A 25,895-nucleotide genomic window follows, 5' to 3' on the forward strand; every position below is an offset into this window, starting at 1 on the left:
GTCCTTTGTGAGTTCTTTGATCGGTTCTCACTGACCATCGCACGATGGCTCACTACGTCACCGGAGCAACGCGCAACTGCTGAGATCTACACCACTCCACGGGACGTAACCAGCATTCCGCGCGGGTCTACCAGTACATTGCCTGCCGAATCAATGACCGGCACCGGGCCGAGGAACTTGCGGCGGATGTTTTTAGGATCGCATGGCAGAAGCAGCCGGCGGAGCCGCCCGGCATTGGCTGGCTGCTGGCGACCGCACGGAATGTGATCGGCAATGAGTACAAGGGCCGCCGGCGCCGCCAGGAACTTGCTGACCGGCTGAAAGATGAGGCCCGGAGCCAGGTCTCCGAGTCGAACTCTGAAGAACGGACTGCCGTGGCAGGGGTGCTGGTGAAGCTCAGGGAGCGGGACCGCGAGGTCCTGATGCTGAGCTATTGGGACGAGCTGACCACCGCCGAACTGGCCCAGACGCTGGGATGTTCCCCTTCGGCCGCGGCGGTCCGCCTGCACCGGGCACGGCGGGCATTCGCGAATGCCGCACCCGCTCAGCTCATGACCGCACGGAAGGACTAGCCATGGACCGCATCGAACAGCTCATGAAAGCCGCCAAACCGCGGGCGGGAGTGCCGGGAGCGGCGCCGGGAAGTGATTCTGCCCGCTCGATCGTATTTTCCACGGACCCGGACGTTGTCCGCCGTCCCGGGCGCGCCCCGGCACGGCGCAGTGCCGCACGGACTGCGGCCGCGGCCGTCCTGGCCGGTGCCGCCGTCGTTGGCGCCATTCTTGTCGGCGGCAATCTGATGCCGCAACCAGCGCCCGGGCCGGCCCAAACCGGCACCCCGACGCCCACGGACTCCGTCAGCCCCGCGCTGAGCTCCCCGAGTGCCCCCACCAGAAATCCCTCCGGCACCGCAGGGGCAGTCCTGAGCACCGGCGGTGTCGAGTGCACCATGGCAAACGTCGACCAGCAGCGCAATGACCAGAAACGGGCCATCACAGCGGTTCCCGCCGGCGAGCAGGCCTATTACACAGTGCTGGGCTGTGCCGACGGCTGGATCGCTTACTCAATTTCCGATGAGGGGGTCCGGGCGCTCCAGCTCGACGGCGGCAACGCCTGGTACCAGCTCGCCAGACTGCAGAACGGGCGTTTCCTCTCCGACTTCCGGCAGGAGTGGGCCAGCGTGTTCAACTGGGAGTTCCAGGCGCTGAACAACCAGCAGCTCACGCCGCAGCAGGCGATGGACAAAGAGTTCGCAGAAAAGGGGATTCCGGTCGAACTGCGGCCCCGGCTCGTGGGCGAAGGCCCGCCAGCCGGATAACTGGGGTCTCCTGCGGCAGCTATAGGGTGGATCCCATGAAGCTCACACCAGTCACTCTCTGCTTCCTGCTCCGCGAAACGGGCGCCAGCACCGAAGTACTGCTGGGCCTGAAACGGACCGGCTTCGGGATCGGCAAGATCGTGGGCATCGGCGGCCACGTCGAGCCGGGGGAGAGCGACGCCGAGGCCGTGGTCCGTGAAGTCCGGGAGGAAGCCGGCGTCGTGGTGCTGCAGGAGGACCTGGCCCACGCCGGCGTCGTCGAGTTCATCTTTCCCGCCCGGCCCGAATGGAACATGTCGTGCCGCCTCTTCACCACCCGGCAGTGGGACGGCGAACCCGCCGAGAGCCCGGAAATAACGCCGGAGTGGTTCGAAGTTGGGGCGCTTCCGCTGGCCCGGATGTGGCAGGACGCGGAACACTGGCTGCCTCCCGCGCTGGCTGGGGAAAGCATCGACGTCGTCGTGGTCCTGAACGAGGACAACGAAACGGTGGCCTCCGTCCGGTATCCCTCCGCGCCGCGGTGAGCCAAGCCCCCACGAAAAACATTCCGGGACTCGAATAGTGTTGCAGAGAATGCCGCGGCCGGGCCGGTAGCCTAGGGCTCGAACAGGGCACCGCGCCGATCCTGGCACTTCCCGGTGGCCCACCGGCAAGCGTCACACGAACCATTTTGGGAGCACGGCATGGACTCCAAGGATCACGACTTTCTCAGCAGGGACCCGGAGGACAAAGGGACGACGAACGACCCCCGGACGCGACGGCGCTGGCCCTGGGTTGTTGCCCTCGTAGCTCTGGCCGCAATGGCGGCCGCCGGGGGCATTGCCGTGGCCGGCAACCTGGGGTCCGCCGCCCTCGCCCCCGCTGCGACGGTCGGAGTGGTGGCGCCGACAGCGTCCGCAGCGGCGACGACGTCGCCGTCGCCAACGCTCGCGACGTCGGCCCCCGTACCTCCGCCCGCTGCTGCGCCCGCACCGTCCGAGGCAGCAAAACCCGCCCCCACACCATCCACCGGAGCATGGCGGACTTTCACCAGCGCCGACGCCAAGGTCAGCTTCGAGCACCCGGCCACCTGGACTGTCTCCACTCCCGCCGGCGCGTTCGGTGCCGGGGCCGTGGATGTTGACGTCGCGAACGAATCCGGTGTGGTGGTGGCGTCGCTGCACCTCGGCCCGTACGGCGGGCTCGGCGGCGCGTGCCAGGGCGCGGTTCCCTACACGGTGCTGGATGTGGTCGAAGTCGACCTTCCGTACCAGCCCTCGAAAGGGTCGGTCACGCCAAGATTCGCCTTCCGGGCACTGCAGGAAACGGACCGCGTCACCGCGTCCTACGGGCTGACCAGCACCCTTGCCGGGCAGGACGGCACCACCTGCATGTTCTACAACGTGGTCAACGGCCCTGCCGAGACGCCGATGTACTCGTTCGCCGATGCGTTCCAGGTCAACGCCGGAGGCGCGGAGGAGGTCGCCAACCGACGGGGAGCCAAGACGTTCGCTTCGCTGGACGCGGCCCGGGCCTACATGCAGACCCCCGAGTACCTGAACGCGAAGCGCATGATCACCTCGCTGAAGATTACCGCGGGCTAAGGGCCCCCTGGCTCAAACACCGCAGCTGAATCTCCCTGGCTCAATCACCCTGGCGCAATCACCGCGGCACAAAAAACGGGCCGGCCACCTCCGAGAGGTGACCGGCCCGCCGTCGTACGGTCTGGAAACTAGTCCATGTGCCGTTCCTCGACGCCGTTGTATTCGCTCAGCGGCCGGATCAGGGAGTTCGAGTCGAGCTGCTCCATGATGTGCGCGGTCCAGCCCGTGATGCGGCTGGCAACGAACAGGGGAGTGAACGTCGGGGTGTCGAAGCCCATCAGGTGGTACGTGGGCCCGGCCGGGTAGTCGAGGTTCGGCTTGATCGCCTTGGCCTCGTCCATCGCCGTTTCCAGGCCGTTGTACAGCCCCAGCAGTTCCGGCCGGCCGTAGTGCGCGATCATTTTGTCCAGGGCGGCCTTCATGGTGGGCACGCGGGAATCGCCGTGCTTGTAGACGCGGTGGCCGAAGCCCATGACCTTCTTCTTGTGCGCCAGGGCGTCCTCCATCCACGCCTTCGCGCGGGTGTGGGCCTCCTCCAGCGACTCCTCCGGACGGATGCCGATCTCGTCGAAGGTGTGCATGACGGCCTCGTTCGCGCCGCCGTGCAGCGGACCCTTGAGTGCGCCGATCGCCCCGGTCACAGCCGAGTGCAGGTCCGAGAGCGTCGACGTGATGACGCGTGCCGTGAACGTGGAGGCGTTGAACGAGTGCTCCGCGTACAGGATCATCGAGACGTTGAAGGCCTCGACGACCTCCTGGACCGGCTCCTCGCCGAAGGCCATCCAGAGGAAGTTGGCGGAGTAGCCCAGGTCGTCGCGCGGTTCCACGACGTCCTGGCCGTGCCGGCGGCGCTGGTCGTAGGAAACCACTGCCGGCATCGCGGCGAACAGGTCCACGGCCTTGGCCAGGTTGGCCTCACGGGACGAATCCTCGGCGAGCGGGTGCCGGGCGCCCATCACGGAGGCTGCCGTGCGGCAGACGTCCATCGGATGGGACGTGGTCGGCAACGCGTCGATGACCTGCTTGACCACGGGGTCCAGCGTGCGTCCGGCGCGTTCCCGCGCCGTGAACTCCGCCAGCTGCTCCGCCGTCGGCAGCTCGCCGTTCCAGAGCAGGTACGCGACTTCCTCGAAGCTGCACTTGGCGGCCAGCTCCTGCACAGGGTAGCCGCGGTAGAGCAGCGAATTGGTGTCCGGGTTTACCTTGGAGACCGCGGTGTAGTCCACCACGACGCCGGCGAGGCCCTTTTTGATCTCTTGTTCAGCCATGCTGAAACTCCTTTGTTCCTGTCGCCTGTTGAAACCGGCCGGAGCCGGACGTCCGATGCGGGGCTTACTGACCCGGGATCTGGAAATTGAAAACCCCGGTGTCGAAGCTGTTGTACGCCTGGTAATCGACGAGGTCGTACAATCGCGCCCGGGTCAGCATGTTACCGACCTGGGCCTCCTGGGTGCCATCAGCCTTAATTGCTTCCAGCGTACGCTCCGCAGCGCCCATGGCACTACGGAGCAGGGTCACCGGGTAGATGATCATATTGACCCCGACGCCGGCGAGCTGTTCGACCGTAAACAGCGCGCTCTGGCCGAACTCGGTCATGTTGGCCAGGATCGGCACATCGACGGCGTCCCGAATGGCCTGGAACTCGCTGAGGTCCTTCATGGCCTCCGGGAAGATGGCGTCGGCCCCGGCCTCCACAAGTGCCTTCGCGCGGTCCTGGGTGGCCTTCAGACCGTCCGTGGCACGGATGTCGGTCCGCGCCATGATCAGGAAGTTCGGGTCACGCCGGGCATCGGCCGCCGCGCGGATGCGCTTGGTCGCCGTGTCCAGGTCCACCACGTTCTTGCCGTCGAGGTGGCCGCAGCGCTTGGGGTTGAACTGGTCCTCGATATGCAGTCCGGCGAGGCCGGCGTTCTCGAGTTCCTGGACCGAGCGGGCCACGTTCATCGGCTCGCCGAAGCCGGTGTCGGCGTCGACAATGCTGGGCAGGTCCGTCATCCGGGCGATCTGTCCGGCGCGGGTGGCCACCTCGGTGAGCGTGGTCAGGCCGATGTCCGGCAGGCCCAGGTCATTGGCCAGCACCGCACCGGAAATGTAGACCCCGGCGAAGCCTTTTTCCTCGATCAGGCGGGCCGAGAGCGGGTTGAACGCGCCCGGGAACTGCTGGATCGTGCCGGAGGCCAGCAGTTCGCGGAAGCGGAGGCGCTTCTGCTCCGGGGTGACCTTCGAGTACAGCATCAGAAGAGTCCCTTCGGTGCGGCGGCCAGGTCGATCACGCCGGCCGCGGCCTGGATGTTGAGCTGGTCCAGTTCGCCGGCGGCCAGTTCGGGCAGCCGGGCGGCGGCGGCGAGGAAACGTTCGATTTCCTCCTCGGCGACCAGGCCGGCGGCGAGCGAGCGGAACTTGTTCACGTACTGTTCCCGTGCGAACGGCCGGGCGCCCAGCGGGTGGGCGTCGGCGACGGCGATCTCGTCGGTGATGACCGTGCCGTCGTTAAGCGTGATGACCACGGTACCGCCGAAGGCCTTCTCGGCAATGTCCAGGGAGTGGTAGCGACGGGTCCATTCCGGATCCTCCACGGTGCTGACCTTGTGCCAGAGTTCCACCGTGTCCGGGCGTGCCGCGCGTTCCGGTGCGTAGGAATCGACGTGGTGCCAGGCACCGTCCTGCAGGGCCACGGTGAAGATGTACGGGATGGAGTGGTCCAGCGTCTCGCGGCTGGCCGTGGGGCTGTACTTCTGCGGGTCGTTGGCGCCGGAGCCGATCACGAAGTGGGTGTGGTGGCTGGTCTTGATCAGCACGGACGCCACGTTCGCCGGGTCGGTGACCTCCGGGTGCTCGCCGTGGAGCTTGCGCGCGAGGTCGATCCACGCCTGGGCTTGGTACTCGGCCGAGTGCTCCTTGGTGTAGGTGTCCATGATGGCGCGCTTGGTTTCGCCCGGGGTCGGCAGCGGCACGGTGTAGGAGGCGTCGGGGCCGTCCAGCATCCAGGCGATGACGCCGTCCTCGCCTTCGTAGATCGGCACCGGTGAGGTCTGGCCGCGCATGGCGCGGTCGGCGGATTCGACGGCCATCTTGCCTGCGAACGCCGGGGCGTGGGCTTTCCAGGTGGAGATTTCGCCCTTGCGGGACTGCCGGGTGGCGGTGGTGGTGTGCAGGGCCTGGCCGATGGACTGGAAGATCGTCTCGACGTCGAGTCCGAGCAGGGTGCCGATGCCGGCGGCGGCGGAGGGGCCGAGGTGCGCGACATGGTCGATCTTGTGTTTGTGCAGGCAGATGGCCTTGACCAGGTTGACCTGGATCTCGTAGCCGGTGGCGATGCCGCGGATCAGGTCCTGGCCGCTGGAACCCACGTGCTGTGCCACGGCGAGGATCGGCGGGATGTTGTCGCCCGGGTGGGAGTACTCCGCGGCGAGGAACGTGTCGTGGTAGTCGAGCTCACGGACGGCGACGCCGTTGGCCCAGGCAGCCCATTCGGGGGCCACCCGTTCCTCGATGCCGAAGACCTTCGAGCCCTTGCCGCCCGTGGTGGGGCCGTGGGTCAGTGCCTGGGCGCGGGCCGCGACGATCGGGGCGCGGTTCAGCGAGGCGATCGCCACTGAGGCGTTGTCGATCACCCGGTTGATCACCATGTCGGTGACCTCCGCGGAGACGGCGACGGGATCCGCGGCGACCTGCGCGATTTTGAACGCAAGCTGGTCCTCGCGGGGCAGGTTTTCCTCGCTCTTGTAAACGCGGACGTGGTGTTCCTTGACCATGGTGCTCCTTCTTAGTGAGGTGTATGTGTGGCTTTGACGTGGGAAAGACTGCGGTGCAGATGAAGCGTGGTGGCGGCCTCTGCCAGCCGGGGATTGCCGGCTGCGATCGCCTCGGCGATGGCGGCGTGCTCGGCGGCCGCGGCGGTGAGCCGTTCGGCGTCGTCGGCTGCCAGCCGGCGCACCCGGACCAGGTGGACGCGCAGGCTGCGCATCGCCTGGGCGAGGTAGGAGTTGTGGATCGCGGCGTCGATCTCGGCGTCCAGCCGTCCGACCAGGCGGTAGTAGTCGTGCCGGGCAGGGTCCCCGGCGCTGATCAGCTCGGGCGCCCGGCGCAGTTCGTTGCGGAGCTGCTCGAAGGTGGCGGCGTCGCCACGCTCGGCGGCCAGCGCCGCGGCCTTGCCCTCCAGGGTTTCGCGCAGTTCAAAGAGTTCGTCGATGTCCTCCAGCGAGATGTCGGTGACGACGACGCCGCGCCCGCCGGCCGTCGTCGTCAGGCCCTCCGCGCTGAGCCGGCTGAGGGCCTCCCGCAGCGGGGTGCGGGAGATGCCGAGCCGCTCGGACTGCTCCACCTCCGCGAGCACCGTCCCGGGCAGGAGGCGCCATTCAATGATGTCCTCACGCAGGGCCGCATAGGCCTTGTCGCTGGCGCGCATCCTGCCTCCTTCATTGGCTGACGATCTCCAGTGTATACACGCCAAGGGTATTTGCCCAGTATTTACGGTATTCTTCCGGCATTTCACCTCTTTTACCCCATCTGTGTATACAGAAGCCTTGTGCCGGAAGCCCGGGCGGGGCTACCATGAGCACCATCACATCGTCGTGGACGGGACTCATTTTCATGGTTACCAAGAACTACCGGGACAGCTACACACGCAGCCTGGAGACGCCCGAAGAATTCTGGCTGGAGGCCGCAGGGGGAATCTCGTGGACCACCCCTCCGCAGCACGCCCTCGATTCCAGCCGGGCGCCGCTCTACGGCTGGTTCCCGGACGGCGTCCTCAACACCTGCTACAACGCCCTGGACCGCCACGTGGCGGAGGGGCGCGGCGAACAGGACGCCCTGATCTATGACTCCGCCATGCTCGGCACCCAGCAGCGCTACAGCTATGCGGAGCTGACCGACCTCGTCGCCCGGTTCGCCGGAGTGCTGCGCAGCCAGGGCGTGGGCAAGGGCGACCGCGTGGTGATCTACATGCCGATGATCCCCGAGGCGGCCATCGCCATGCTCGCCACGGCCCGGCTCGGCGCTGTGCACTCCGTCGTCTTTGGCGGCTTCGCCCCCAAGGAACTCGCCGCCCGGATCCGCGACGCGGCCCCCGCGGCCGTGGTCACGGCCTCCGGCGGCATCGAACCCTCGCGCCGGATCGAATACCTCCCCGCCGTCGAGGAGGCCCTCGGCCTGGCCAGCGCGCCCGACACCCCGGTCCTCGTCAAAGCCAGGGAGGGCTTCGCCTCCTCGGCGGCCGACCACGCCGGCTGGCTGGACTGGGACACCGCGATGGCCACCGCCGTGCCCGCCGCTCCGGTCCACGTCAGGGCCACGGACCCGCTCTACATCCTGTACACCTCGGGAACCACCGGCGCCCCGAAGGGCGTCGTGCGGGACAACGGCGGCCACGCGGTGGCGCTCAGCTGGACCCTCGAGAACATCTACGACATTGGCCCGGGCGACGTGATGTGGACCGCCTCCGACGTCGGCTGGGTCGTGGGACATTCCTACATCGTGTACGGGCCGCTGCTGGCCGGCGCCACCACCGTCATCTATGAAGGCAAGCCCGTCGGCACGCCCGACGCCGGCGCCTTCTGGCGGGTCATCCAGGACCACAAGGTCAACGTGCTGTTCACCGCCCCCACCGCCCTGCGCGCCATCCGAAAGGCCGACCCCGAGGCAACGCTCCTCGCGGACTACGACATCTCGAGCCTGCGCACCCTGTTTGCCGCCGGCGAGCGGCTGGACACGGACACCTTCCACTGGGCCTCGCGGATCCTGGGCGTCCCGGTGGTGGACCACTGGTGGCAGACCGAGACCGGCTGGGCCATCTGCGCCAACCCCCGCGGGCTGGACGGACTCCCGATCAAGGCCGGCTCGCCGAGTGTGCCGATGCCCGGCTTCAAGCTGAACATCGTCGACGGAACGGGGGAGGCCGTCGAGGCGGGAACGGAGGGCAACATTGTCCTGGCACTCCCGCTGCCGCCCGGGACCCTGACGACGCTCTGGGGCAACGACGAGCGCTACATCTCCTCCTACCTGCGGGCGTTCGAGGGCTACTACGCCACCGGCGATTCCGGCTACCGGGATGAGGACGGCTACCTCTTTGTGATGGGCCGCACCGACGACATCATCAATGTTGCCGGCCACCGGCTCTCCACCGGGGCCATGGAACAGGTGATCGGCCAGCACCCGGCCGTTGCCGAGTGCGCCGTGATCGGTCTCGCGGACCCGCTGAAGGGCCAGCGCCCCAGCGGCTACGTGGTGCTCAAGTCTGGCGTCGACGTGCCCGAGGACATCCTGGTCAAGGACCTGATCGCGCTGGTCCGGCGCGACATCGGCGCCGTGGCCGACTTCAAGCATGTCACCGTGGTGGAGGCACTCCCGAAGACCCGCTCCGGAAAGATCCTGCGCAAGACGATGCGCCAGATTGCCGATGGCGAGGACTACGTGGTGCCCTCGACGATTGAGGACGCCGGGGTGATCGACCAGCTGATCGGAAGCCTGCGCCCCGGTGCTGTGGGCTCCGGACCGTCGATGATGCCTTAGCGCGCCGGGGTGTCACCCGGCGGTATGTCGGCCGGTATTTCGGCCGGCGTGTCGGCCGGCATGCCCGCGGACATGTCGCCGACGCCCGGCGTGCCCTCGGCCAGCGCGTAGCGCTGCATCACGGCGCCCTTCGGTGAGGCGACGACCGGTTCGATGAGTCTGAGGTTCGTGGGAACCACGCCGTCGGCGAAGACCTTCTTTCCCCCGCCGAGGAGGATCGGATACACCCAGAGGTTGAGCCGGTCGAAGAGCCGCTCGGCGAACAGGGTCTGCACGAAGTTGAGACTGCCGATGACGTGGATGTTCGCGTGCCGGTCGCGCAGTCCGCGCACCGCGGCGGCGGCATCGGGACCGAGCAGTGTGGAGCCGGCCCACTCAAGGGCCGGCGTCTGGCGCGAGGCCACGTATTTCGGGATCCGGTTGAACAGCCGCGCGATGCCGCCGTCCGCGTGCGGCCAGTACGCGGCGAAAATGTCGTAGGTCCGGCGCCCCAGCAGCAGCGCGTCCATTCCCGCCATCCCGGAGTCGATTTGCCCGCCGACCACATCGTCCAGGAGGGGCGCCTGCCAGCCGCCAAATGCGAAACCGTTGTCAGTGTCCTCGTCCGGCCCGCCGGGCGCCTGCGCGACGCCGTCGAGCGTGGTGAACAGGTCGATATGGATGAGTCCCATGCCGTGCTCCTTCGCTGTCGCCCGTCGTCGCCCGGCGGCGGGATCGCTTTGAGGTTGCCATACGATCCTCTTGTGAAGCAACGGGTGGTGGATGCAGCCTGCGCTGGCGCGAGCCCCTATGGCCGGGGCCGGGCCCAGCGGTATTCGTTCTCCGGCCGGCCGGGCGCGCCGTAACGGGCCGTCCGGGTGAGCGTGCCGGCGTCGGCGAGGTACTCCAGGTAGCGGCGTGCCGTCACCCTCGACATGCCGAGGGCGTCCATCACTTCGCTGGCGGATACGGCCCCGGACTGCAGCTTCATGAAGTCCCGCACGGCATCCAGCGTGGACGCTGCCAGCCCCTTGGGCAGCGGCAGATCCGACGGCGTCCGCAGGCTCGCGAAGGCCTGGTCCACGTCGCTTTGGGATGCCCCGGGACCGGCCGGCCCGGCGGCGGGGGAGGCCAGCTGCTCCCGGAAGTGCCGGTAGCTGGTGAGCTTGTCCGCGAACGTGGCATAGGTGAAGGGCTTGATCAGGTACTGGACCACCCCGATGGCCACCGCGCTGCGGACAATGTTCAGTTCCCGGACGGCGGTGATGGCGATAATGTCGGCGAACAGCCCGGCGGCACGCATCCGGCGGGCGATGTCGAGGCCGTGCAGGTCCGGAAGGTTCATGTCCAGCAGCACCAGGTCCACCGGGGCGCCTGCAGCCGCGAATTCCGTCATCAGCCGGAGCGCGGACTGTCCATCCAGGGCCGATCCGGCCACGCTGAACCCTTCCAGCCGGCCCACATAGGCGGCGTGCGCGGCCGCCGCGATCGGCTCATCTTCGACGACGAGGACGCGGATGTCGCTCATTGGCTTCCCTCGGTAGTCAGTGGTGCCGGCGGCGATACTGCAGGAGGTGCCGGCGGCGCCGGAGCAGATGATGTCAGCGGTGCCGCGGGCGGTGATGTTGGCAGGGTGACACGGAACAGCGCCCCGGCCGGGCTCGAGATTGTCATCGTACCGCCGAGCCGCTGGACGGCCTGGCGGACCAGGGCCAGGCCGAGGCCCCGTCCGAACGGGCCCGGGGATTTGGTGCTGAAGCCGTGCCGGAAGATCTCCTCCACATCCTGCGGATCAATCCCGGGACCGCTGTCCTCCACGGTGATTGCCAGCGACCCGGGGGACGTCTCCACGGTGAGCTCCACAAGCTTCGGTGCGGGCGCCTCGGCGGCGGCGTCGATGGCGTTGTCCAAAAGGTTGCCGAGGATCGCCACGAGGTCCTGCACGGCCAGCCCGGCCACGGCGGTGGGACGCTGCCCGTCCCCGGACGTGTTGAGGGTCAGCTCGACGCCCCGCTCGTGGGCCTCGGCCGCCTTGCCCATGATCAGTGCCCCGAGTACGGGCTCGTCGACGGAACTCACGACGTCGTCGGTCAGCCGCTGGCTGAGTTCAAGGTCCTGGGTGGCGAAGTCCAGGGCTTCCACCCCGCGTCCGAGTTCCATCAGGGAGACGATGGTATGAAGCCGGTTGGCATGCTCGTGGGTCTGGGCGCGAAGGGCGTCGGAGAGGGTGCGCATGGTTTCCAGCTCGCTGCCAAGGGACTCGATTTCGGTGCGGTCGCGGATCGTGGCCACCGTTCCGTACACAGCCGCATTCGTCCGCCCGCCGGTGGAACCGGGACCGACGGCCGGGCCCTGGTTCACCACCAGGATCCGGGAGCCGGTCAGGTGGATCTCGTCCAGGGCGGTCCGGCCCGATTCGAACAGATCCCGGAGGCTGGGAGCCAGCGGGAGCGTCTTGAGCGACGGCGCGTCCTGTTGCCCGGCGCCGGACCCGCCGCGCCGGGCGGACCAGCGGACGGACCTGCGGACGGACCCGCCGCGCCGAACGGAGCCGCGAACGGAGCCGCGAACGGCCGTACGTTCGACGTGGGCAGGTGTACCTTCGCCGTCGGGCGAGTGCGGGGTGAGTCCCAGCAGCTCGGCGGCCTGGTCGTTGTACATCACCACCTTGCCCCTGGGATCGATCAGGATGACACCCTCGCGGACCGAGTGCAGGACCGATTCGTAGTAGGCGAAGAGCTGGGCGAGCTGCTCCGGGCCCCAGCCGCGGGTCACGTCCCGCAGATACCGCCCCAGCAGCCAGGATGCCAGCGATCCGGCCATCAGCAGTGCCAGCGCGATGGCCACCAGCGCCGGCAGCCGGCCGGAGACGGCGATGTCCACGGTGCGGACGGTCACCCCGGCGGCGACCAGGGCCCGGACGGTGCCGTCCGCGTCCTGCACCGGGACGATGGTGCGGACGGAGGGCCCGAGGGTGCCGGCGGTGATCTCGGTGAAGACCTGGCCGTTCAGGGCCGCCTCGATGGAGCCGATGTAGGGTTTGCCCAGCTCCTCATCCCGTGGGTGGGTCCACCGGGTCCGGTCCGGAGCCATGATCGTCAGGAAATCCGCATCGGCATCCGCCATGACCTTCAGCGCGTAGGGCTGCAGCCGGGCCGAGGGATCCGCGCTGCCTGCGGCGTCCAGCACCAGGGGGCTGTCGGCCACCGAGGTCGCGACGGCGGCCATCCGGCGCCCGGCCTCGTGATAGGCCTGGTCGCGCGCATCAACGAACGTGGCTGTGCCCACGACTGCCGTCAGGGTCAGGATGAACAGCAGATGGGCCACAAACAGCCGACGGGCGATGCTCCAGCGGTGGATCATCAACAACCTTCCATGACCAATATGAACGCAACGGTGATGCGCGTCACTCCATCACCAATGATGGTGGAACACGCAGAACGGACGTGATGGGCCCACAGCCTGTGCCGCACCGACGTCCAGCCTATCCAAGGAGAACTCCATGACCTCTCAACGAGGAGAGTCGGCCGAAACGCCGGTCAAGAAGCGCAAGGGACTCGACAAATCCCATTATCTCTACATTGCGGTCATCGCGGCCGTCATCCTCGGCGCCCTGGTCGGGCTGATGTTCCCCGAGGTCGGCAAGTCCCTGAAGCCGCTGGGGGACGGCTTCATCAAACTCATCAAGATGATGATCGGCCCGGTCATCTTCTGCACCATCGTCCTCGGCATCGGTTCCATCGCCAAGGCAGCCACGGTCGGCAAGGTCGGCGGACTGGCCCTGGGCTACTTCATGGTGATGTCCACCTTCGCACTGGCCATCGGCCTGGTCGTCGGCAACCTGATCCACCCGGGCGAGGGCCTCAAGCTTGCCCCCTACGACCCGACAAAGAAGGCGGCCACGGACAGCACGGTCGACTTCCTGCTGGGCATCATCCCGGGCGACATCCCGGTCCTGCCGACGCTGCTCGCCGCCATCCTGGTCGGCTTCGCGCTGCAGAAAATGGGACCGCAGGGTGCTCCGATCCTCAAGGCCATCGGCTACGGCCAGGCCCTCGTCTTCCGCATCCTCATCATGGTTATGTGGCTCGCGCCGGTCGGCGCCTTCGGTGCGATCGCCGCCGTCGTCGGCGCCACGGGTGTCCAGGCGATCGTGAGCATGGCCACCCTGATGATCGCCTTCTACATCACCTGTGCCCTGTTCATCGTCGTGATCCTCGGCGGCCTGCTCAAGGTCGTCGCCGGCGTCAATATCTTCCGCCTGATGAAGTACCTCGGCCGGGAATACCTGCTGATCTTCTCCACCTCGTCTTCCGAAGCCGCACTGCCGCGCCTGATCGCGAAAATGGAACACCTGGGCGTGTCCAAGCCGGTTGTCGGCGTCACCGTCCCCACCGGTTACTCCTTCAACCTTGACGGCACCGCCATTTACCTGACCATGGCTTCGCTGTTCGTCGCCAACGCGATGGGCACCCCGCTGGACCTCGGTGCCCAGGTGTCGCTGCTGATCTTCATGATCATCGCGTCCAAGGGCGCCGCCGGCGTCACCGGCGCCGGCCTCGCCACCCTGGCTGCCGGACTCCAGGCGCACAAGCCGGAACTGCTCGGCGGGGTCGGCATGATCGTCGGAATCGACCGCTTTATGTCCGAGGCCCGTGCCCTGACCAACTTCACCGGAAACGCCGTGGCCACCGTGCTGGTCGGCACCTGGGTCAAGGAGATCGACGGCGAGCAGGTCGAGCGGGTCCTCGCCGGACACGAGCCGTTCGACGAGCAGACCATGATCGCCAGCCACCACGTCGAGCAGGCAGCTGAGCCGGCTACGGAAAAGCCGGTCCTGGCCAACGCCTGAGCCGTTCCGGACCGCCAGATCTGCTCAAAACCGCCCGGACGCCCGCCAGCGTCCGGGCGGTTTTTCGTGCCGGCAGCGCAACCTTCGACTTCTACCAGAAGGTTGAGGCTCAAACAATGGCGGCTGTCAAGGTTCCCTCGAATACCGTGTCGGGCGCTGTAACCTTGGGAAGAATAAGATCGGCGCTGGAAGACCAGCGGCAGGAACATCAGGCACCACAATCAACGTCATCGAAAGTGTGGATAGATACGTGAGCAGCGAACAGGGTTCAGCAACTCTGGAAGGCACCGAACTCGATCTGGAAGACGCCGTCGTGGGCCCCACCGGGCGCCCTCAACGCGACTTTCCGGAGCCCGCACCGCTGTCATCCCACGGACCCGCGCGGGTCATCGCCATGGTCAACCAGAAGGGCGGAGTGGGTAAAACCACCTCCACCATCAACCTTGCGGCCGCACTCGCTGAATACGGCCGCCGCGTGCTCGTCGTTGATTTCGACCCGCAGGGTGCCCTCTCCGCCGGCCTTGGCATCAACCCGCACGAACTGGACCTCACGGTCTACAACGTCCTGATGGACCGCAAGGTCGACATCCGCGATGCCATCCACAAGACCGGTGTGGAAAACCTGGACCTGCTCCCGGCCAACATCGACCTCTCCGCCGCGGAAGTCCAGCTGGTCAACGAAGTGGCCCGCGAACAGGTGCTGGACCGGGCCCTGAAGAAGGTCGAGGACGACTACGACGTCGTCCTGATCGACTGCCAGCCCTCGCTCGGCCTGCTCACCGTGAACGCGCTGACCGCCTCCCACGGCGTCATCATCCCGCTGATCTGCGAGTTCTTCGCCCTGCGCGCCGTCGCGCTGCTGGTGGAGACCATCGACAAGGTCCAGGACCGCCTGAACCCGAGGCTCCAGGTCGACGGCGTCCTCGCCACCATGTATGACGCCCGCACGCTGCACAGCCGCGAGGTGATCTCCCGCCTCGTGGAGGCCTTCGGCGACAAGGTCTTCGAGACGGTCATCAAGCGGTCAATCAAGTTTGCGGACGCCAGCGTCGCGGCCGAGCCCATCACCAGCTACGCCGGCAACCACGTCGGCGCCGACGCGTACCGCAACCTGGCCAAAGAGCTCATTTCGCGCGGCGGCGCGCCCTAGTCAGGACCGTGGCAGATCCGGGCGCTCCCGCGGTGGAGCCGCAGGCGCCGGCCGGGAAAAAGCCCGGCTTCGAGGTCCGGCTCGCGAACTTCACCGGCCCCTTCGACCTCCTCCTCGGGCTGATCTCCAAGCACCAGCTGGACATCACCGAAGTCGCGCTGTCCACGGTCACCGACGAATTCATCAAATACATCAAGGGCCTGCAGAACCTCGGCGAGGAGTGGGCCCTCGACGAAGCCAGTGAATTCCTGGTCATCGCAGCCACCCTGCTCGACCTCAAGGCGGCCCGGCTGTTGCCCGCCGGCGAGGTTGAAGACGAGGAAGACATCGCGCTGCTCGAAGCCCGCGATCTGCTCTTCGCGCGGCTCCTGCAGTACAAGGCGTTCAAGCACGTGGCGGGCATGATGGGATCCACCCTCGAGCTGGAGGCGCGCCGGTACCCGCGGCAGGTCGCACTGGAAGGCCACTTCGCGGCCCTGCTGCCGGAACTCCTCTGGCGGCACACCCCGCAGCAGTTCGCCGGCCTGGCCGAGGCCGCGCTCAAGCCCAGGGAAGCCGCGCCCACCGAAATCGGCCTCGCCCACCTGCACGCCAGCCCCGTCAGCGTCAAGGAACAGGCCGAACTGCTGGGCCGCCGGCTGCGGCTTGGCCGGCCGCTCACCTTCCGCGCCCTGATCGCCGACGCCGGGTCCACCCTCGTGGTCGTGGCCCGCTTCCTGGCCCTGCTGGAGCTGTTCCGGGACAAGGCCGTGGCCTTCGAACAACTGCTCCCGCTGGGGGACCTGACGGTCCGCTGGACCGCGGACCGGGACAGCTGGAACAGCGAAAACCTGAGTGAAGAATATGAGGAGCAGCCGTGAACGAAACCCGGACCACACGGGCAGCCGGTCAAGCCCGCGCGGCAGAGGCTGCCGATGGCATCCCCGACGAGGGCGGCACTGACGTCGGCGGCCTTCCCGGGGGAGGCCGGGCAGCCCTCGAAGCCGTCCTGATGGTGATCGACCAGCCGGCGACGGCGGCCGAGCTCGCCGCGGGCCTGAACCTGACCGTCGACGTCGTCGAGGGGCTGCTCATGGACCTGCAGCGGGAGTATAACGGCTATACTGTTAATGCCCCGGATGTGCTCGATGCCAGTTTCAACGGTTTCGGCGCCACGCCCCGGGGCTTTGAATTGCGGAATATCGCCGGAGGCTGGCGCATCTACTCGCGCACTGAGTTCGCCGATATCGTCGGCAGCTTCGTGCTGGAGGGACAGACAGCCAGGCTGACGCAGGCGGCGCTCGAAACGCTCGCCGTCATCGCCTACCGCCAGCCCGTATCACGGGCGCGGGTGTCTGCAATTCGAGGAGTCAACGTTGACTCTGTCGTGCGGACGCTGACGCAGCGGGGGCTGATCGAGGACTCGGGAACTGATCCTGAGTCCGGGGCCATCCTGTACCGCACGACGTCGTATTTCCTGGAACGCATGGGAATCGGCTCGGTGGCGGAATTACCGCACCTTTCACCCCATCTTCCGGGGCTGGAAGGCATCGAAGAGTTCTACGACGCAGGAAGAATGTAGGCAGTACCAGCTGCCTGCGCACGGTTATTCACTGGGCAGAGGCTTTTTGCCCCAGCCGGCGGGGGCTGTCGGGAGACAGCGGCCGTTGGCCAACAAACGAAGGACGGGTCATGACACAGGCGGGACGCCAGGGTTCACCACGTAACAGTTCGGGACGCAACAGTGCCGGACAAAATTCAGCGCAGGGCTCCGGCCGCAGCGCACAGGGCGGCGCTGGCCGCGGCGCAGCGGGCCGCGGCGGGGGAGCCGGCTTCAAGGGCGGCGGAGACCGCCCCTTCAAGCACCCCAAGCCCCGCGAAGAGGCCTTCATTGATCCGGACCTGCAGGGACCCGACGGCGCGCCCGCCGCCAGGCCTGCCTCCGGCGACTGGAAGTCCAAGGCGCCCTCCGGCAAGGAAGCGGCCCGCAAGGCGGCCGCCCGCAAGCCCGGCTTCGGCAAGGCCCCCGGCACCCCCGGAGCGCTCAAGCCCAAACCGCGCACCGGCGCCCCCAGGACCACCGGCGCCCGCGCCTTCGGCAGTGAACGCTTTGGCCAGAACCTCGGGCCCGTGCGCAAGCCCGCCCGCAAACGCGGACCCCGCGCCGACGTGCCCCAGTCAGAAGTGCACGACCAGGACGGCACCCGGCTGCAGAAGGTCATGGCCTCGGCCGGCGTCGCCTCCCGGCGTGTCTGCGAGGAAATGATCGCCGAGGGCCGGGTCGAAGTCGACGGCCAGGTCGTCACCGAGCTCGGCGTCCGCGTCGACCCGAAGTCCGCCGTGATCCATGTCGACGGTCTCCGCATCCAGCTGGACGAGAACATGGTCTACATGGTGTTCAACAAGCCCAAGGGCGTTGTCTCCACGATGGAAGACCCGGACGGCCGTCCCTGCATCAGCGACTTCGTCCGCAACAGCCACGGCGAACGGCTGTTCCACGTCGGACGCCTCGACGTCGCCACTGAGGGGCTACTGCTGCTGACGAACGACGGCGAACTCGCCAACCGGCTCACCCACCCCTCCTACGAAGTCCCCAAGACCTACCTCGTGCAGGTCCGCGGGCCGTTCCCGCAGGGCATCGGCGCCGAGCTCAAGGCCGGCGTCGAACTCGAGGACGGCATCGCGTCCGTCGATTCCTTCAAGCTGGTGGACTCCACCCCGGGCCACGTGCTGATCGAGGTCGTGCTGCACTCGGGCAAGAACCGGATCGTCCGGCGTCTTTTCGACGCTGTCGGGTTCCCCGTGCTGCGCCTGGTCCGCGTCAAGGTCGGTCCCATCGGCCTGGGCGACCAGCGCCAGGGCAGCATCCGCAACCTCGGCAGGCAGGAAGTCGGCCACCTGCTGGCATCCGTAGGGCTGTAGGCATGTCTGCTTTTCGCACCCACGGCCGCGGCCACCTCAACGGTCCGGTGGTGGTCGTGGGCACCGGTCTTCTGGGCACCAGCATCGGGCTGGGGCTGCGGGGCCGCGGCGTGGCAGTCTTCCTCTCCGACCCCTCGCCGACCAACCAGGCCGTCGCCGTCGACATCGGCGCGGGCCTGCCCTTGGCGCGCCTTGACGGGGACCAGCCGGAACTCGTTGTGGTCGCAGCGCCGCCGGACGTCACCGCGGATGTGGTGGAACGCGCCCTCGCGGACTACCCCGGCGCAACGGTCGTGGACATCGCCAGCGTGAAGGCCGGAATCCAGGCCGAGCTCCGCAGCCGCGGCGCCGACCTCGGCCGCTACGTGGGCACCCACCCGATGGCCGGCCGGGAAAAGTCCGGCCCCGTCGCTGCCCGCGGCGAGCTCTTCACCTCCATGCCGTGGGTCCTGTGCCCGTCGGCGGAGACCCTGCCGCAGGCCCTGCAGACGGCGCGGGCGCTGGCCGTGGACCTCGGCGCCATTGTCTCCGAATTCGGCGCCGAGGAACACGACGAGGCCGTGGCACTCGTCTCGCACGTGCCCCAGGTCGTGTCCTCACTGGTGGCCAGCCGGCTGCAGGGGACGCCGCTGCACGCGCTCTCCCTCGCCGGCAACGGACTGCGGGACGTGACCCGGATCGCGGCGAGCGATCCGACCCTGTGGGTGCAGATCCTGGGCGCGAACGCGGAAAAGGTCGTGGAGATCCTGCATGGTATCCGCGAGGACCTCAACCGGGTGATCGGAACGCTCGAGCAGCCCACCGCGCCCGGTGCCCGGCTGGACCTTGCCCAGCTGATCAGCGAAGGCAACGCCGGCCAGTCCCGCATCCCGGGCAAGCACGGTGGACCCCCGCAGGCCTACTCCTGGCTGACGGTCCTGGTGGATGACACCCCCGGACAGATCGCCAAACTCCTGACCGAGATCGGCGAAATCGGCGTCAACCTCGAGGACCTCCGGCTGGACCACTCTTCGGGACAGAATGTGGGCATGGTGGAAATCTCCGTGCTGCCAAACAAGCACGAAATGTTAATCGAAGCCCTCAACGACCGTGGATGGCGGGTACTCCAGTAATGACCCAGGAACTGATCGAAACCGTGGAAATTCTCCGCCCCGGCAAGAGCCTCGTCGTTGCGATCGACGGGCCCTCCGGATCGGGCAAGTCCAGCGTCAGCAAAGAGGTGGCACGCCGGCTCAAGCTGGCCTACCTCGACACCGGTGCCATGTACCGCGCCGTGACCTGGTTCTGCCTGCACAGTGGCACCGACCTGGCGGACGCAGCCGCCGTGGAGGCCGCGGCCGAGACCCTCCCGCTGGAAATCAGCACGAGCCCGCTGGAGGACTACGTCCGGGTCGGCGGGACCGATGTCACGCTCGCGATCCGCGAGCCGTCCATCTCAGCCGCTGTCAGCGCCGTTGCCACGACCCTCGGCGCCCGCACCGAACTGATCCGCCGGCAGCGCGAACTGATCGAAAAGCACCACCACCGCATGGTGGTCGAGGGCCGGGACATCACCACCGTCGTCGCGCCCCGTGCCGAAGTGCGGATGCTGCTCACGGCCAGCGAGGAGGCGCGCCTGCGCCGCCGCGGCATCCAGCTCGGCGGCAGCCAGAACGCCGAACAGCTCGCAGCGCAGGTCACCCAGCGCGACGCGAAGGACTCGACCGTCGTGAACTTCACCCAGGCCGCTGACGGGGTGGTGACGCTGGACTCCTCGGAGCTCGACTTCGCCGAGACCGTCGACGCCGCCCTCGGCATCGTGCACGGCATCGTCAACCACCGGTCCCTCAGCCGTGGCTGACGCCGGGCAGCGGGAGCGGGTCCGGACCCCGGCGCCGGTCCAGGTGCCGTCCCAGATCCCTTCCCCGTGGACGACCCTCTGGAGCCGGCCCGTGGGCTGGACCCTGGACCATGTCCTCTACCGGACCTCGGTGACCGGCCGGTCAAACGTCCCGGCCACCGGGCCGGTGATCTTCGCCGGCAACCACATCAGTTTCCTGGACGGGCCGGTGATGTTCGGGGCCTCGCCGCGGGCCATGCACATCCTGGTCAAGAAGGAGATGTTCTCCGGCTTCCTCGGCCGGGTCCTCCGGGCTTCCGGCCAACTTGCCGTTGACCGTTCGGGCGACCGGGCGGCCCTCCTTGCGGCCAAGGGCGTTCTCGACGCCGGACGGTGCGTCGGGATCCTTCCCGAAGGGACGCGGGGGAGCGGCGAAGCCGCCGCCATCAACAACGGGGTCGCCTGGCTCGCGCTGAACTCCGGCGCGACCGTGGTTCCCGTCGCCATCCTCGGCACCCGCCGGGCCGGCGAACACCTCGACACCGTTCCGCGGTTCCGCCGCCGGCTGCACGTCAGCTTCGGCGGAGCCCTCAACGTCAGCCGCAGGCCCGGCGAGACCGGGCGTGTTTCAATGGACAGGGCTGGAACCGAGATCCGCGCCGCGCTGGCCCGCCATGTCCAGGACTCGATCCAACAAACCGGGCAGCCCCTGCCCGACGCGGATTCCCCGCAAGAACGTCATGAAGCAGTAGCCGGGACGCCGGCAGATCACCCCATAAGGAATGTGCAATGAGCGATACGACTCAAACCTCCGGCCAGTTCGGCGCCGGCGAAGACGAATACACGCCCACCGGCACGGACCAGGTGGCCGAGCACCTTGCCGCCCTGGACGATGAGGAAGCAGAGGTCCGCGCGGCCTCCCTCCGGGCCGGCCTGGACGACTACGAACTGGACGAAGACGACGCTGCCCTCCTGAGCGGTGAGTACGACGACGAGGACTTCGACGGCCCGGTCAAGCTTGATCCCGTCCTGGCCATCATCGGCCGGCCCAACGTGGGCAAGTCCACCCTGGTGAACCGGATCCTTGGCCGCCGCGAAGCCGTGGTGGAAGACACCCCCGGCGTCACGCGTGACCGCGTGATGTACTCGGCGACCTGGAACGGCCGGAACTTCACCGTCGTCGACACCGGCGGCTGGGAGCACGACGCCCGCGGCATCCACGCCCGCGTCGCCGAACAAGCCGAGATGGCCGTGGAACTCGCCGACGCGGTGTTGTTCGTCGTCGACTCCGCCGTCGGCGCCACCGCCACGGATGAAGCCGTCGTCAGGATGCTGCGCAAGTCCAAGAAGCCGGTCATCATGGTGGCCAACAAGGTCGACGACTTCGCGCAGGAAGCCGACTCGGCCAGGCTCTGGGGCCTCGGCTTCGGCGAGCCGTACCCCGTCTCCGCCCTGCATGGCCGCGGCGTCGCCGACCTGCTCGACCACGTGATGGATACGCTGCCCGAGTTCTCCACGATCGAGGGCCTGGAGCGCTCCGGCGGTCCGCGCCGCATCGCCCTGATCGGGCGCCCGAACGTCGGCAAGTCCTCGCTGCTGAACAAGCTGGCCGGCTCCGAGCGTGTTGTCGTGGACAACACCGCCGGCACCACCCGTGACCCGGTCGATGAGTTCATTGAACTCGGCGGCCGCACCTGGCGTTTCGTCGACACCGCCGGCATCCGCCGCCGCCAGCACATGGCACAGGGCGCCGACTTCTACGCCTCGCTGCGCACCCAGAGCGCGCTCGAAAAGGCGGAGGTCGCCGTCGTGCTCCTCGCCGTGGACGAAGTGCTCAGCGAGCAGGACGTCCGGATCCTGCAGCTGGCCATCGAATCCGGCCGTGCGCTGGTTCTGGCCTTCAACAAGTGGGACCTGCTGGACGACGAGCGCCGCACCTACCTGGAGCGTGAAATCGAGCAGGACCTGGCCCACGTGGCGTGGGCGCCGCGCGTCAACATCTCCGCGCTGACCGGGTGGCACAAGGACAGGCTGGTCCCGGCCCTCGACATCGCGCTGGAAAGCTGGGACAAGCGCATCGCCACCGGCCGGCTCAACGCCTTCCTGGGCGAACTCGTGGCCGCGCACCCGCACCCGGTCCGCGGCGGCAAGCAGCCCCGTATCCTCTTCGGCACCCAGGCGTCCAGCCGTCCGCCGAAGTTCGTGCTCTTCACCACCGGGTTCCTGGACCCGGGATACCGCCGCTTCATCACCCGCCGGCTCCGCGAAACCTTCGGGTTCGAGGGCACGCCGATCGAGGTCAACATGCGGGTGCGTGAAAAGCGCGGCAAGAAGCGTTAATTCCGTCACAGCTGCCCGTGACATGCTGAAAGTGTCACGGGCAGCCTCCGGAATCGTGTAAGCTTTTGGAGGTGGTTCGGCCGGACTGCTCAGATGAAATCGTTTGGATATCCAAGGGAAGATCATCATGAGCGGAGAACGGTAGGACCAGCGGGCTGTAGCGCAGCTTGGTAGCGCACTTGACTGGGGGTCAAGGGGTCGCAGGTTCAAATCCTGTCAGCCCGACCATGGAAACAGCAGGTCAGAGGCCGTTTCCGGAGAAATCCGGAGGCGGCCTTTGCTGCTTAACAATCGGAATGCCGCAACGGCTGTAGCAGCGCTGGGGTAGCCGTCAGACATCCGGTCGATGGTTTGTCACAGCGCATGCTCACCCGAGAGCTCTTCCTCGCCGTTGTTGCTTCTTTGCTGAAATCGTTGTGCGGCCGTCACTCAGCCAGCGATTGGGTTTAGGGGGTCAAGCAGGGCTTGCTGAAGACCCAGGCTGAGTTGCGGTGGAACGTCGACGTCGACCGCGAGCGCTTGCACCGTACGGGCGATAAAGTTCCTCATGGCAGCGGCAAGGGCAATTTCCAGGATGTCCGCATCGCTGAATCCCAGATCCTGCAGGTGTCTGCTGTCTTGGTCGGTCATGGAGGCTGAGTGTCGGCTGAGTTTCTCAGCGAACTCCATCATTGCCACTTCCGCGGCCGATAATCCCGCGTTCTTGTAGTCGCGGGCAATCTTGATGAGGGTCGTTTCGTCGATGTAGTTCAAAGACTTTGCCCCATGTGCCAGCCGACAGTGCCGGGACCCGACACCTTGGGATGCGGCGAGCGTAACAAGTTCGTAGCGGCGTTTGTCCATTGGGCCCGCCACCGCCTCGAGCAAGGAATTCCATGCTTTGTAGGCCTGGGGGTGCAGGGACATAACCTTGGTCTGGCTGGCGACATAGCCTAGGTCACGGATGTCCTCGGCATAGAAGGCAGCAGTTTCGCCGAACGCCTCTCCCTCCGGAATTGTTTGGATGACCGTCATTTCTCTCTCCTCAAGAGTTTCGATACCCATTTGCGGTACCTCTTATCGTGCACCCCTTTCCCGATCAGGGCACGTCGTTCGAAGTGCCTTTATCGGACTGAAGGCAGCCGGGATGGCCGCGGGTCGGGGTTTGACGACCTATCGCGGTTACGGGAACCCCCTCACTCCCTCCACTGTGCCGGGGCACGTCCAAAAGTCGTGCGCCCGCCCGTAACCGCTACTCTCCGCGAAGCGGTTCATCCGCGCTGGTGAGCCCGGGACCGACGCCGTCACCAACCACCGCGCGTCGGTGTGTGTCCCTTTCGGGCGTCGTCGGGCATGGCCATTTCGGCCCGCAGGCCCAGGAGCCGGATCGGACGGCCCGCCTCGATGACGGCTGCGAGGTCCAGGGCCCGCGCGAGGATTTCGTTCCGGTCGAATGTCCCGGGAATCTTCTTCGCGTGGGTCGTGGTGACGAACGGTGCGTACCGAACCTTGAGCGTCAGCCCAACCACGGGCCGTCCTTCGGCCACAACATCCTCAAGGACATGCGCTGTCAGCTCCCTGACGGCGTCGTCCACCTGGGCGGGTTCAGTCAGGTCCCGCTGGAACGTGGTCTCCCGGCTGTGCCCGCGGGCAATCCACGGGGTGTCGTCCACTACGCTGGCGCCGTCCCCGCGTCCGAGCTCCGCGTACCAAGGACCCATCCTGGGGCCGAACTCCGGGACCAGGTCCTGGGGGTCGGACGCGGCGAGCTCCGCGACTGTGTTGATGCCGAGTTTGGCCAGCCGGCCCGACACTTTGGTTCCGACGCCCCACAGGTCCCTGGTGGGCCGGCTGCCCATGACGTCGAGCCAGTTCCCGGCAGTGAGACGGAAAACGCCTGCCGGCTTGCCGAAACCGGTGGCGACCTTGGCGCGGACCAGGGTGTCGCCGATGCCCACGCTGCAATGCAGCTGCGTTCGCGCCAGGACAGCGGCCTGCACCTGCCGGGCGTAGGCCTCCGGATTCTCTGACTCAATGCCGACAAAGGCTTCATCCCAACCCAGCACCTGCACGGTGGCGCCGGGCTGCGCGCGCAGGGTAGCCATCACCGTTTCAGACGCTGCGAGGTAGGCCTCCTGGTCGACGGGCAGGATCACGGCGTCGGGCACTTTCCGGGCCGCAACGCGCAGGGGCATTCCGGAACCCACGCCGAACGCCCTGGCTTCGTAGGATGCGGTCGACACCACGGCTCGTTCGGTGGGGTCGCCCCGGCCGCCGACAATGATCGGCTTGCCCGCAAGCTCCGGCCGCCGGAGCACCTCGACCGCCGCGATGAACTGGTCGAGATCGACGTGCAGCACCCACCGGATTCCGCTCACGCCACCAGTCTGCCCTAAACACCCCCGGCAGGCATCGGCTCTCCACCGGGCCTGGCCGCTGCAGGCTGCGGCCTGCCGCTTTCGTTGAATTCCAGCTGCGCCTATTTCAGGAAGCGGGAGGTGCGCCGGTCGGCCAGGATCTTCCCCTTCGTCTGGCAGCCCGGACAGTACTGCAGCGAGGTATCCGCAAAGGACACCTCGCGGACGATGTCCCCGCACACCGGGCACGCCTCGCCGGTCCGTCCGTGCACTCTCATGTGGCTCCGTTTGGCGTCCTTGAGCTCGTGCGGCGGTTTGCCGGCGGCCTCCCGCAGGGCTGTGCCCAGAATGCTGTGGATGGCGTCGTAGAGGACCTGGACCTCCTGCGGGCCCAGGGACTTGGCAGCGGCGAAGGGTGAGATCCTGGCGGCATGCAGGATCTCATCGCTGTAGGCGTTCCCGATGCCCGCCATCACGCTCTGGCTCCGCAGCACGCCCTTGATCTGCTGGGAACTGCCGCCGAGGATCCCCGCGAGGGTATCGACGTCGAACCCCGGACTGAACGGGTCGGGGCCGAGGGCGGCGATTCCGGGAACGTCGTGCGGATCCCGGACCACATAGACGGCCAGGCTCTTTTTGGTGCCCGCCTCCGTCAGGTCCAGGCCCAGCGGCCCGGACCGACCGGAAAACAACAACCGCGCCGCGAGGTATCCCTTGCCCATTTTCAGCGGAATGTCGTGCGGCGCGTCCGTGAAGCGGACCCAGCCGGCCCTGGCCAGGTGGAAGACCAAATGCAGGCCGTCGGCCTCCAGGCTGACGAACTTCCCATAGCGGCGCACGCCGGTCACGGTCCTGCCCTCCAGCTCGGAGAAGGGCGGATCGGCCGTTTTGAGCACCGCAAAGGAGACGAGCTGGATCTTCGTGACAACGGCCCCGCGCAGCTGCCCGGCGAGAAAATCCGTCAGCGCCGCGACTTCTGGAAGCTCAGGCATTGCCTAGCCGTTACCGGCTTGATCTGTCATCGCCCCATCATGTCAGAGTCCTCCCCGGGCCCGGCCGGATATGCCTATACTTTCACCGGCGGACAGTTCCATTGACCGCCGA

At 67.4% G+C, this 25,895-nt stretch carries 22 protein-coding genes, 1 tRNA gene and 2 pseudogenes; 15 read left to right on the top strand and 10 right to left on the bottom strand.

The annotated features are described in order from the left end of the window. Positions 1–122 precede the first annotated feature (122 nt). The 4 genes and pseudogenes from AC50YM_RS10990 to AC50YM_RS11005 all read left to right on the top strand — a co-directional run. Positions 123–572: pseudogene (locus AC50YM_RS10990) on the top strand (RNA polymerase sigma factor); the annotation flags it as partial. Between the two features lie 2 nt (positions 573–574). Beyond that, positions 575–1,318, top strand: a complete 744-nt coding sequence (locus AC50YM_RS10995; protein ID WP_494956985.1) for a hypothetical protein — start codon at positions 575–577, stop codon at positions 1,316–1,318. 35 nt (positions 1,319–1,353) lie between these two features. Continuing rightward, positions 1,354–1,842, top strand: a complete 489-nt coding sequence (locus tag AC50YM_RS11000; protein ID WP_494956986.1) for an 8-oxo-dGTP diphosphatase — start codon at positions 1,354–1,356, stop codon at positions 1,840–1,842. Positions 1,843–2,001: 159 nt separating this feature from the next. Beyond that, entirely contained in the window at positions 2,002–2,901 is a 900-nt protein-coding gene (locus AC50YM_RS11005; RefSeq protein WP_494956987.1) for a hypothetical protein, read from the top strand. 128 nt (positions 2,902–3,029) lie between these two features. Here AC50YM_RS11005 and AC50YM_RS11010 read toward each other — a convergent pair whose 3' ends face one another. From AC50YM_RS11010 to AC50YM_RS11025, 4 genes and pseudogenes are all read right to left on the bottom strand, one after another. After that, on the bottom strand, positions 3,030–4,169 hold the full coding sequence (locus tag AC50YM_RS11010; RefSeq protein ID WP_494956988.1) for a bifunctional 2-methylcitrate synthase/citrate synthase: 1,140 nt from the start codon (positions 4,167–4,169) through the stop codon (positions 3,030–3,032). Between the two features lie 64 nt (positions 4,170–4,233). After that, positions 4,234–5,136: a methylisocitrate lyase gene (prpB, locus tag AC50YM_RS11015; RefSeq protein ID WP_494956989.1), complete on the bottom strand. Its 903-nt coding sequence runs from the start codon at positions 5,134–5,136 to the stop codon at positions 4,234–4,236. Then, the gene (locus tag AC50YM_RS11020; protein WP_494956990.1) at positions 5,136–6,656 is read right to left on the bottom strand and encodes an MmgE/PrpD family protein; all 1,521 of its coding nucleotides are present in this window, start codon (positions 6,654–6,656) and stop codon (positions 5,136–5,138) included. The genes prpB and AC50YM_RS11020 overlap by 1 nt, the downstream gene beginning before the upstream one ends. Further along, positions 6,652–7,309 (bottom strand): annotated as a pseudogene (locus AC50YM_RS11025) (GntR family transcriptional regulator); the annotation flags it as partial. The pseudogene AC50YM_RS11025 and the gene AC50YM_RS11020, both read right to left, overlap by 5 nt. Before the next feature lie 185 nt (positions 7,310–7,494). Between AC50YM_RS11025 and AC50YM_RS11030 the strand changes: the two are divergent. Further along, a complete protein-coding gene (locus AC50YM_RS11030) occupies positions 7,495–9,414 on the top strand; it encodes a propionyl-CoA synthetase (RefSeq protein ID WP_494957078.1) in 1,920 nt (639 codons plus the stop codon). On the opposite strand, the gene AC50YM_RS11035 is transcribed toward AC50YM_RS11030, so the two are convergent. The 3 genes from AC50YM_RS11035 to AC50YM_RS11045 all read right to left on the bottom strand — a co-directional run bounded on the left by AC50YM_RS11035 (position 9,411) and on the right by AC50YM_RS11045 (position 12,756). Next, complete coding sequence (locus AC50YM_RS11035) at positions 9,411–10,085, bottom strand: dihydrofolate reductase family protein (protein ID WP_494956991.1); 675 nt, start codon at positions 10,083–10,085, stop codon at positions 9,411–9,413. The genes AC50YM_RS11030 and AC50YM_RS11035 overlap by 4 nt on opposite strands. A gap of 116 nt (positions 10,086–10,201) precedes the next feature. Next, the gene (locus AC50YM_RS11040; protein WP_494956992.1) at positions 10,202–10,921 is read right to left on the bottom strand and encodes a response regulator; all 720 of its coding nucleotides are present in this window, start codon (positions 10,919–10,921) and stop codon (positions 10,202–10,204) included. Next, complete coding sequence (locus AC50YM_RS11045; RefSeq protein WP_494956993.1) at positions 10,918–12,756, bottom strand: ATP-binding protein; 1,839 nt, start codon at positions 12,754–12,756, stop codon at positions 10,918–10,920. The genes AC50YM_RS11040 and AC50YM_RS11045 overlap by 4 nt, the downstream gene beginning before the upstream one ends. Positions 12,757–12,895: 139 nt before the next feature. Between AC50YM_RS11045 and AC50YM_RS11050 the strand changes: the two genes are divergently transcribed. From AC50YM_RS11050 to AC50YM_RS11095, 10 genes are all read left to right on the top strand, one after another. Next, positions 12,896–14,245: a cation:dicarboxylate symporter family transporter gene (locus tag AC50YM_RS11050; RefSeq protein ID WP_494956994.1), complete on the top strand. Its 1,350-nt coding sequence runs from the start codon at positions 12,896–12,898 to the stop codon at positions 14,243–14,245. 250 nt (positions 14,246–14,495) lie between these two features. Continuing rightward, positions 14,496–15,395 (top strand): ParA family protein, encoded by a 900-nt coding sequence (locus AC50YM_RS11055; RefSeq protein WP_494956995.1) that lies wholly within the window; start codon positions 14,496–14,498, stop codon positions 15,393–15,395. Positions 15,396–15,403: 8 nt separating this feature from the next. Beyond that, positions 15,404–16,255: a segregation and condensation protein A gene (locus AC50YM_RS11060; RefSeq protein ID WP_494956996.1), complete on the top strand. Its 852-nt coding sequence runs from the start codon at positions 15,404–15,406 to the stop codon at positions 16,253–16,255. Positions 16,256–16,314: 59 nt separating this feature from the next. After that, positions 16,315–16,956, top strand: a complete 642-nt coding sequence (scpB, locus tag AC50YM_RS11065) for an SMC-Scp complex subunit ScpB (RefSeq protein ID WP_494957079.1) — start codon at positions 16,315–16,317, stop codon at positions 16,954–16,956. A gap of 110 nt (positions 16,957–17,066) precedes the next feature. Further along, the gene (locus tag AC50YM_RS11070) at positions 17,067–18,296 is read left to right on the top strand and encodes a pseudouridine synthase (protein WP_494956997.1); all 1,230 of its coding nucleotides are present in this window, start codon (positions 17,067–17,069) and stop codon (positions 18,294–18,296) included. 2 nt (positions 18,297–18,298) lie between these two features. Then, positions 18,299–19,408, top strand: coding sequence for a prephenate dehydrogenase (locus AC50YM_RS11075; RefSeq protein WP_494956998.1), 1,110 nt, complete (start codon positions 18,299–18,301; stop codon positions 19,406–19,408). Beyond that, positions 19,408–20,136: a (d)CMP kinase gene (gene cmk, locus AC50YM_RS11080; protein WP_494956999.1), complete on the top strand. Its 729-nt coding sequence runs from the start codon at positions 19,408–19,410 to the stop codon at positions 20,134–20,136. The genes AC50YM_RS11075 and cmk overlap by 1 nt, the downstream gene beginning before the upstream one ends. A 91-nt stretch (positions 20,137–20,227) precedes the next feature. After that, positions 20,228–20,908: a lysophospholipid acyltransferase family protein gene (locus AC50YM_RS11085; RefSeq protein ID WP_494957080.1), complete on the top strand. Its 681-nt coding sequence runs from the start codon at positions 20,228–20,230 to the stop codon at positions 20,906–20,908. Continuing rightward, on the top strand, positions 20,905–22,455 hold the full coding sequence (gene der / locus AC50YM_RS11090; RefSeq protein ID WP_494957000.1) for a ribosome biogenesis GTPase Der: 1,551 nt from the start codon (positions 20,905–20,907) through the stop codon (positions 22,453–22,455). Before AC50YM_RS11085 ends, der begins: the two co-directional genes overlap by 4 nt. Positions 22,456–22,606: 151 nt before the next feature. Continuing rightward, positions 22,607–22,683: transfer RNA gene (locus tag AC50YM_RS11095), tRNA-Pro, on the top strand. Between the two features lie 201 nt (positions 22,684–22,884). Here the strand turns inward: AC50YM_RS11095 and AC50YM_RS11100 are convergent. From AC50YM_RS11100 to AC50YM_RS11110, 3 genes are all read right to left on the bottom strand, one after another. Continuing rightward, a complete protein-coding gene (locus AC50YM_RS11100; RefSeq protein ID WP_494957001.1) occupies positions 22,885–23,499 on the bottom strand; it encodes a carboxymuconolactone decarboxylase family protein in 615 nt (204 codons plus the stop codon). A gap of 239 nt (positions 23,500–23,738) precedes the next feature. Further along, a complete protein-coding gene (locus AC50YM_RS11105) occupies positions 23,739–24,812 on the bottom strand; it encodes a DNA polymerase IV (protein WP_494957002.1) in 1,074 nt (357 codons plus the stop codon). Positions 24,813–24,913: 101 nt separating this feature from the next. Next, a complete protein-coding gene (locus tag AC50YM_RS11110) occupies positions 24,914–25,783 on the bottom strand; it encodes an Fpg/Nei family DNA glycosylase (protein ID WP_494957003.1) in 870 nt (289 codons plus the stop codon). Positions 25,784–25,895: the final 112 nt, after the last annotated feature.

The organism is Pseudarthrobacter sp. RHLT1-30-1, from assembly GCF_059383415.1.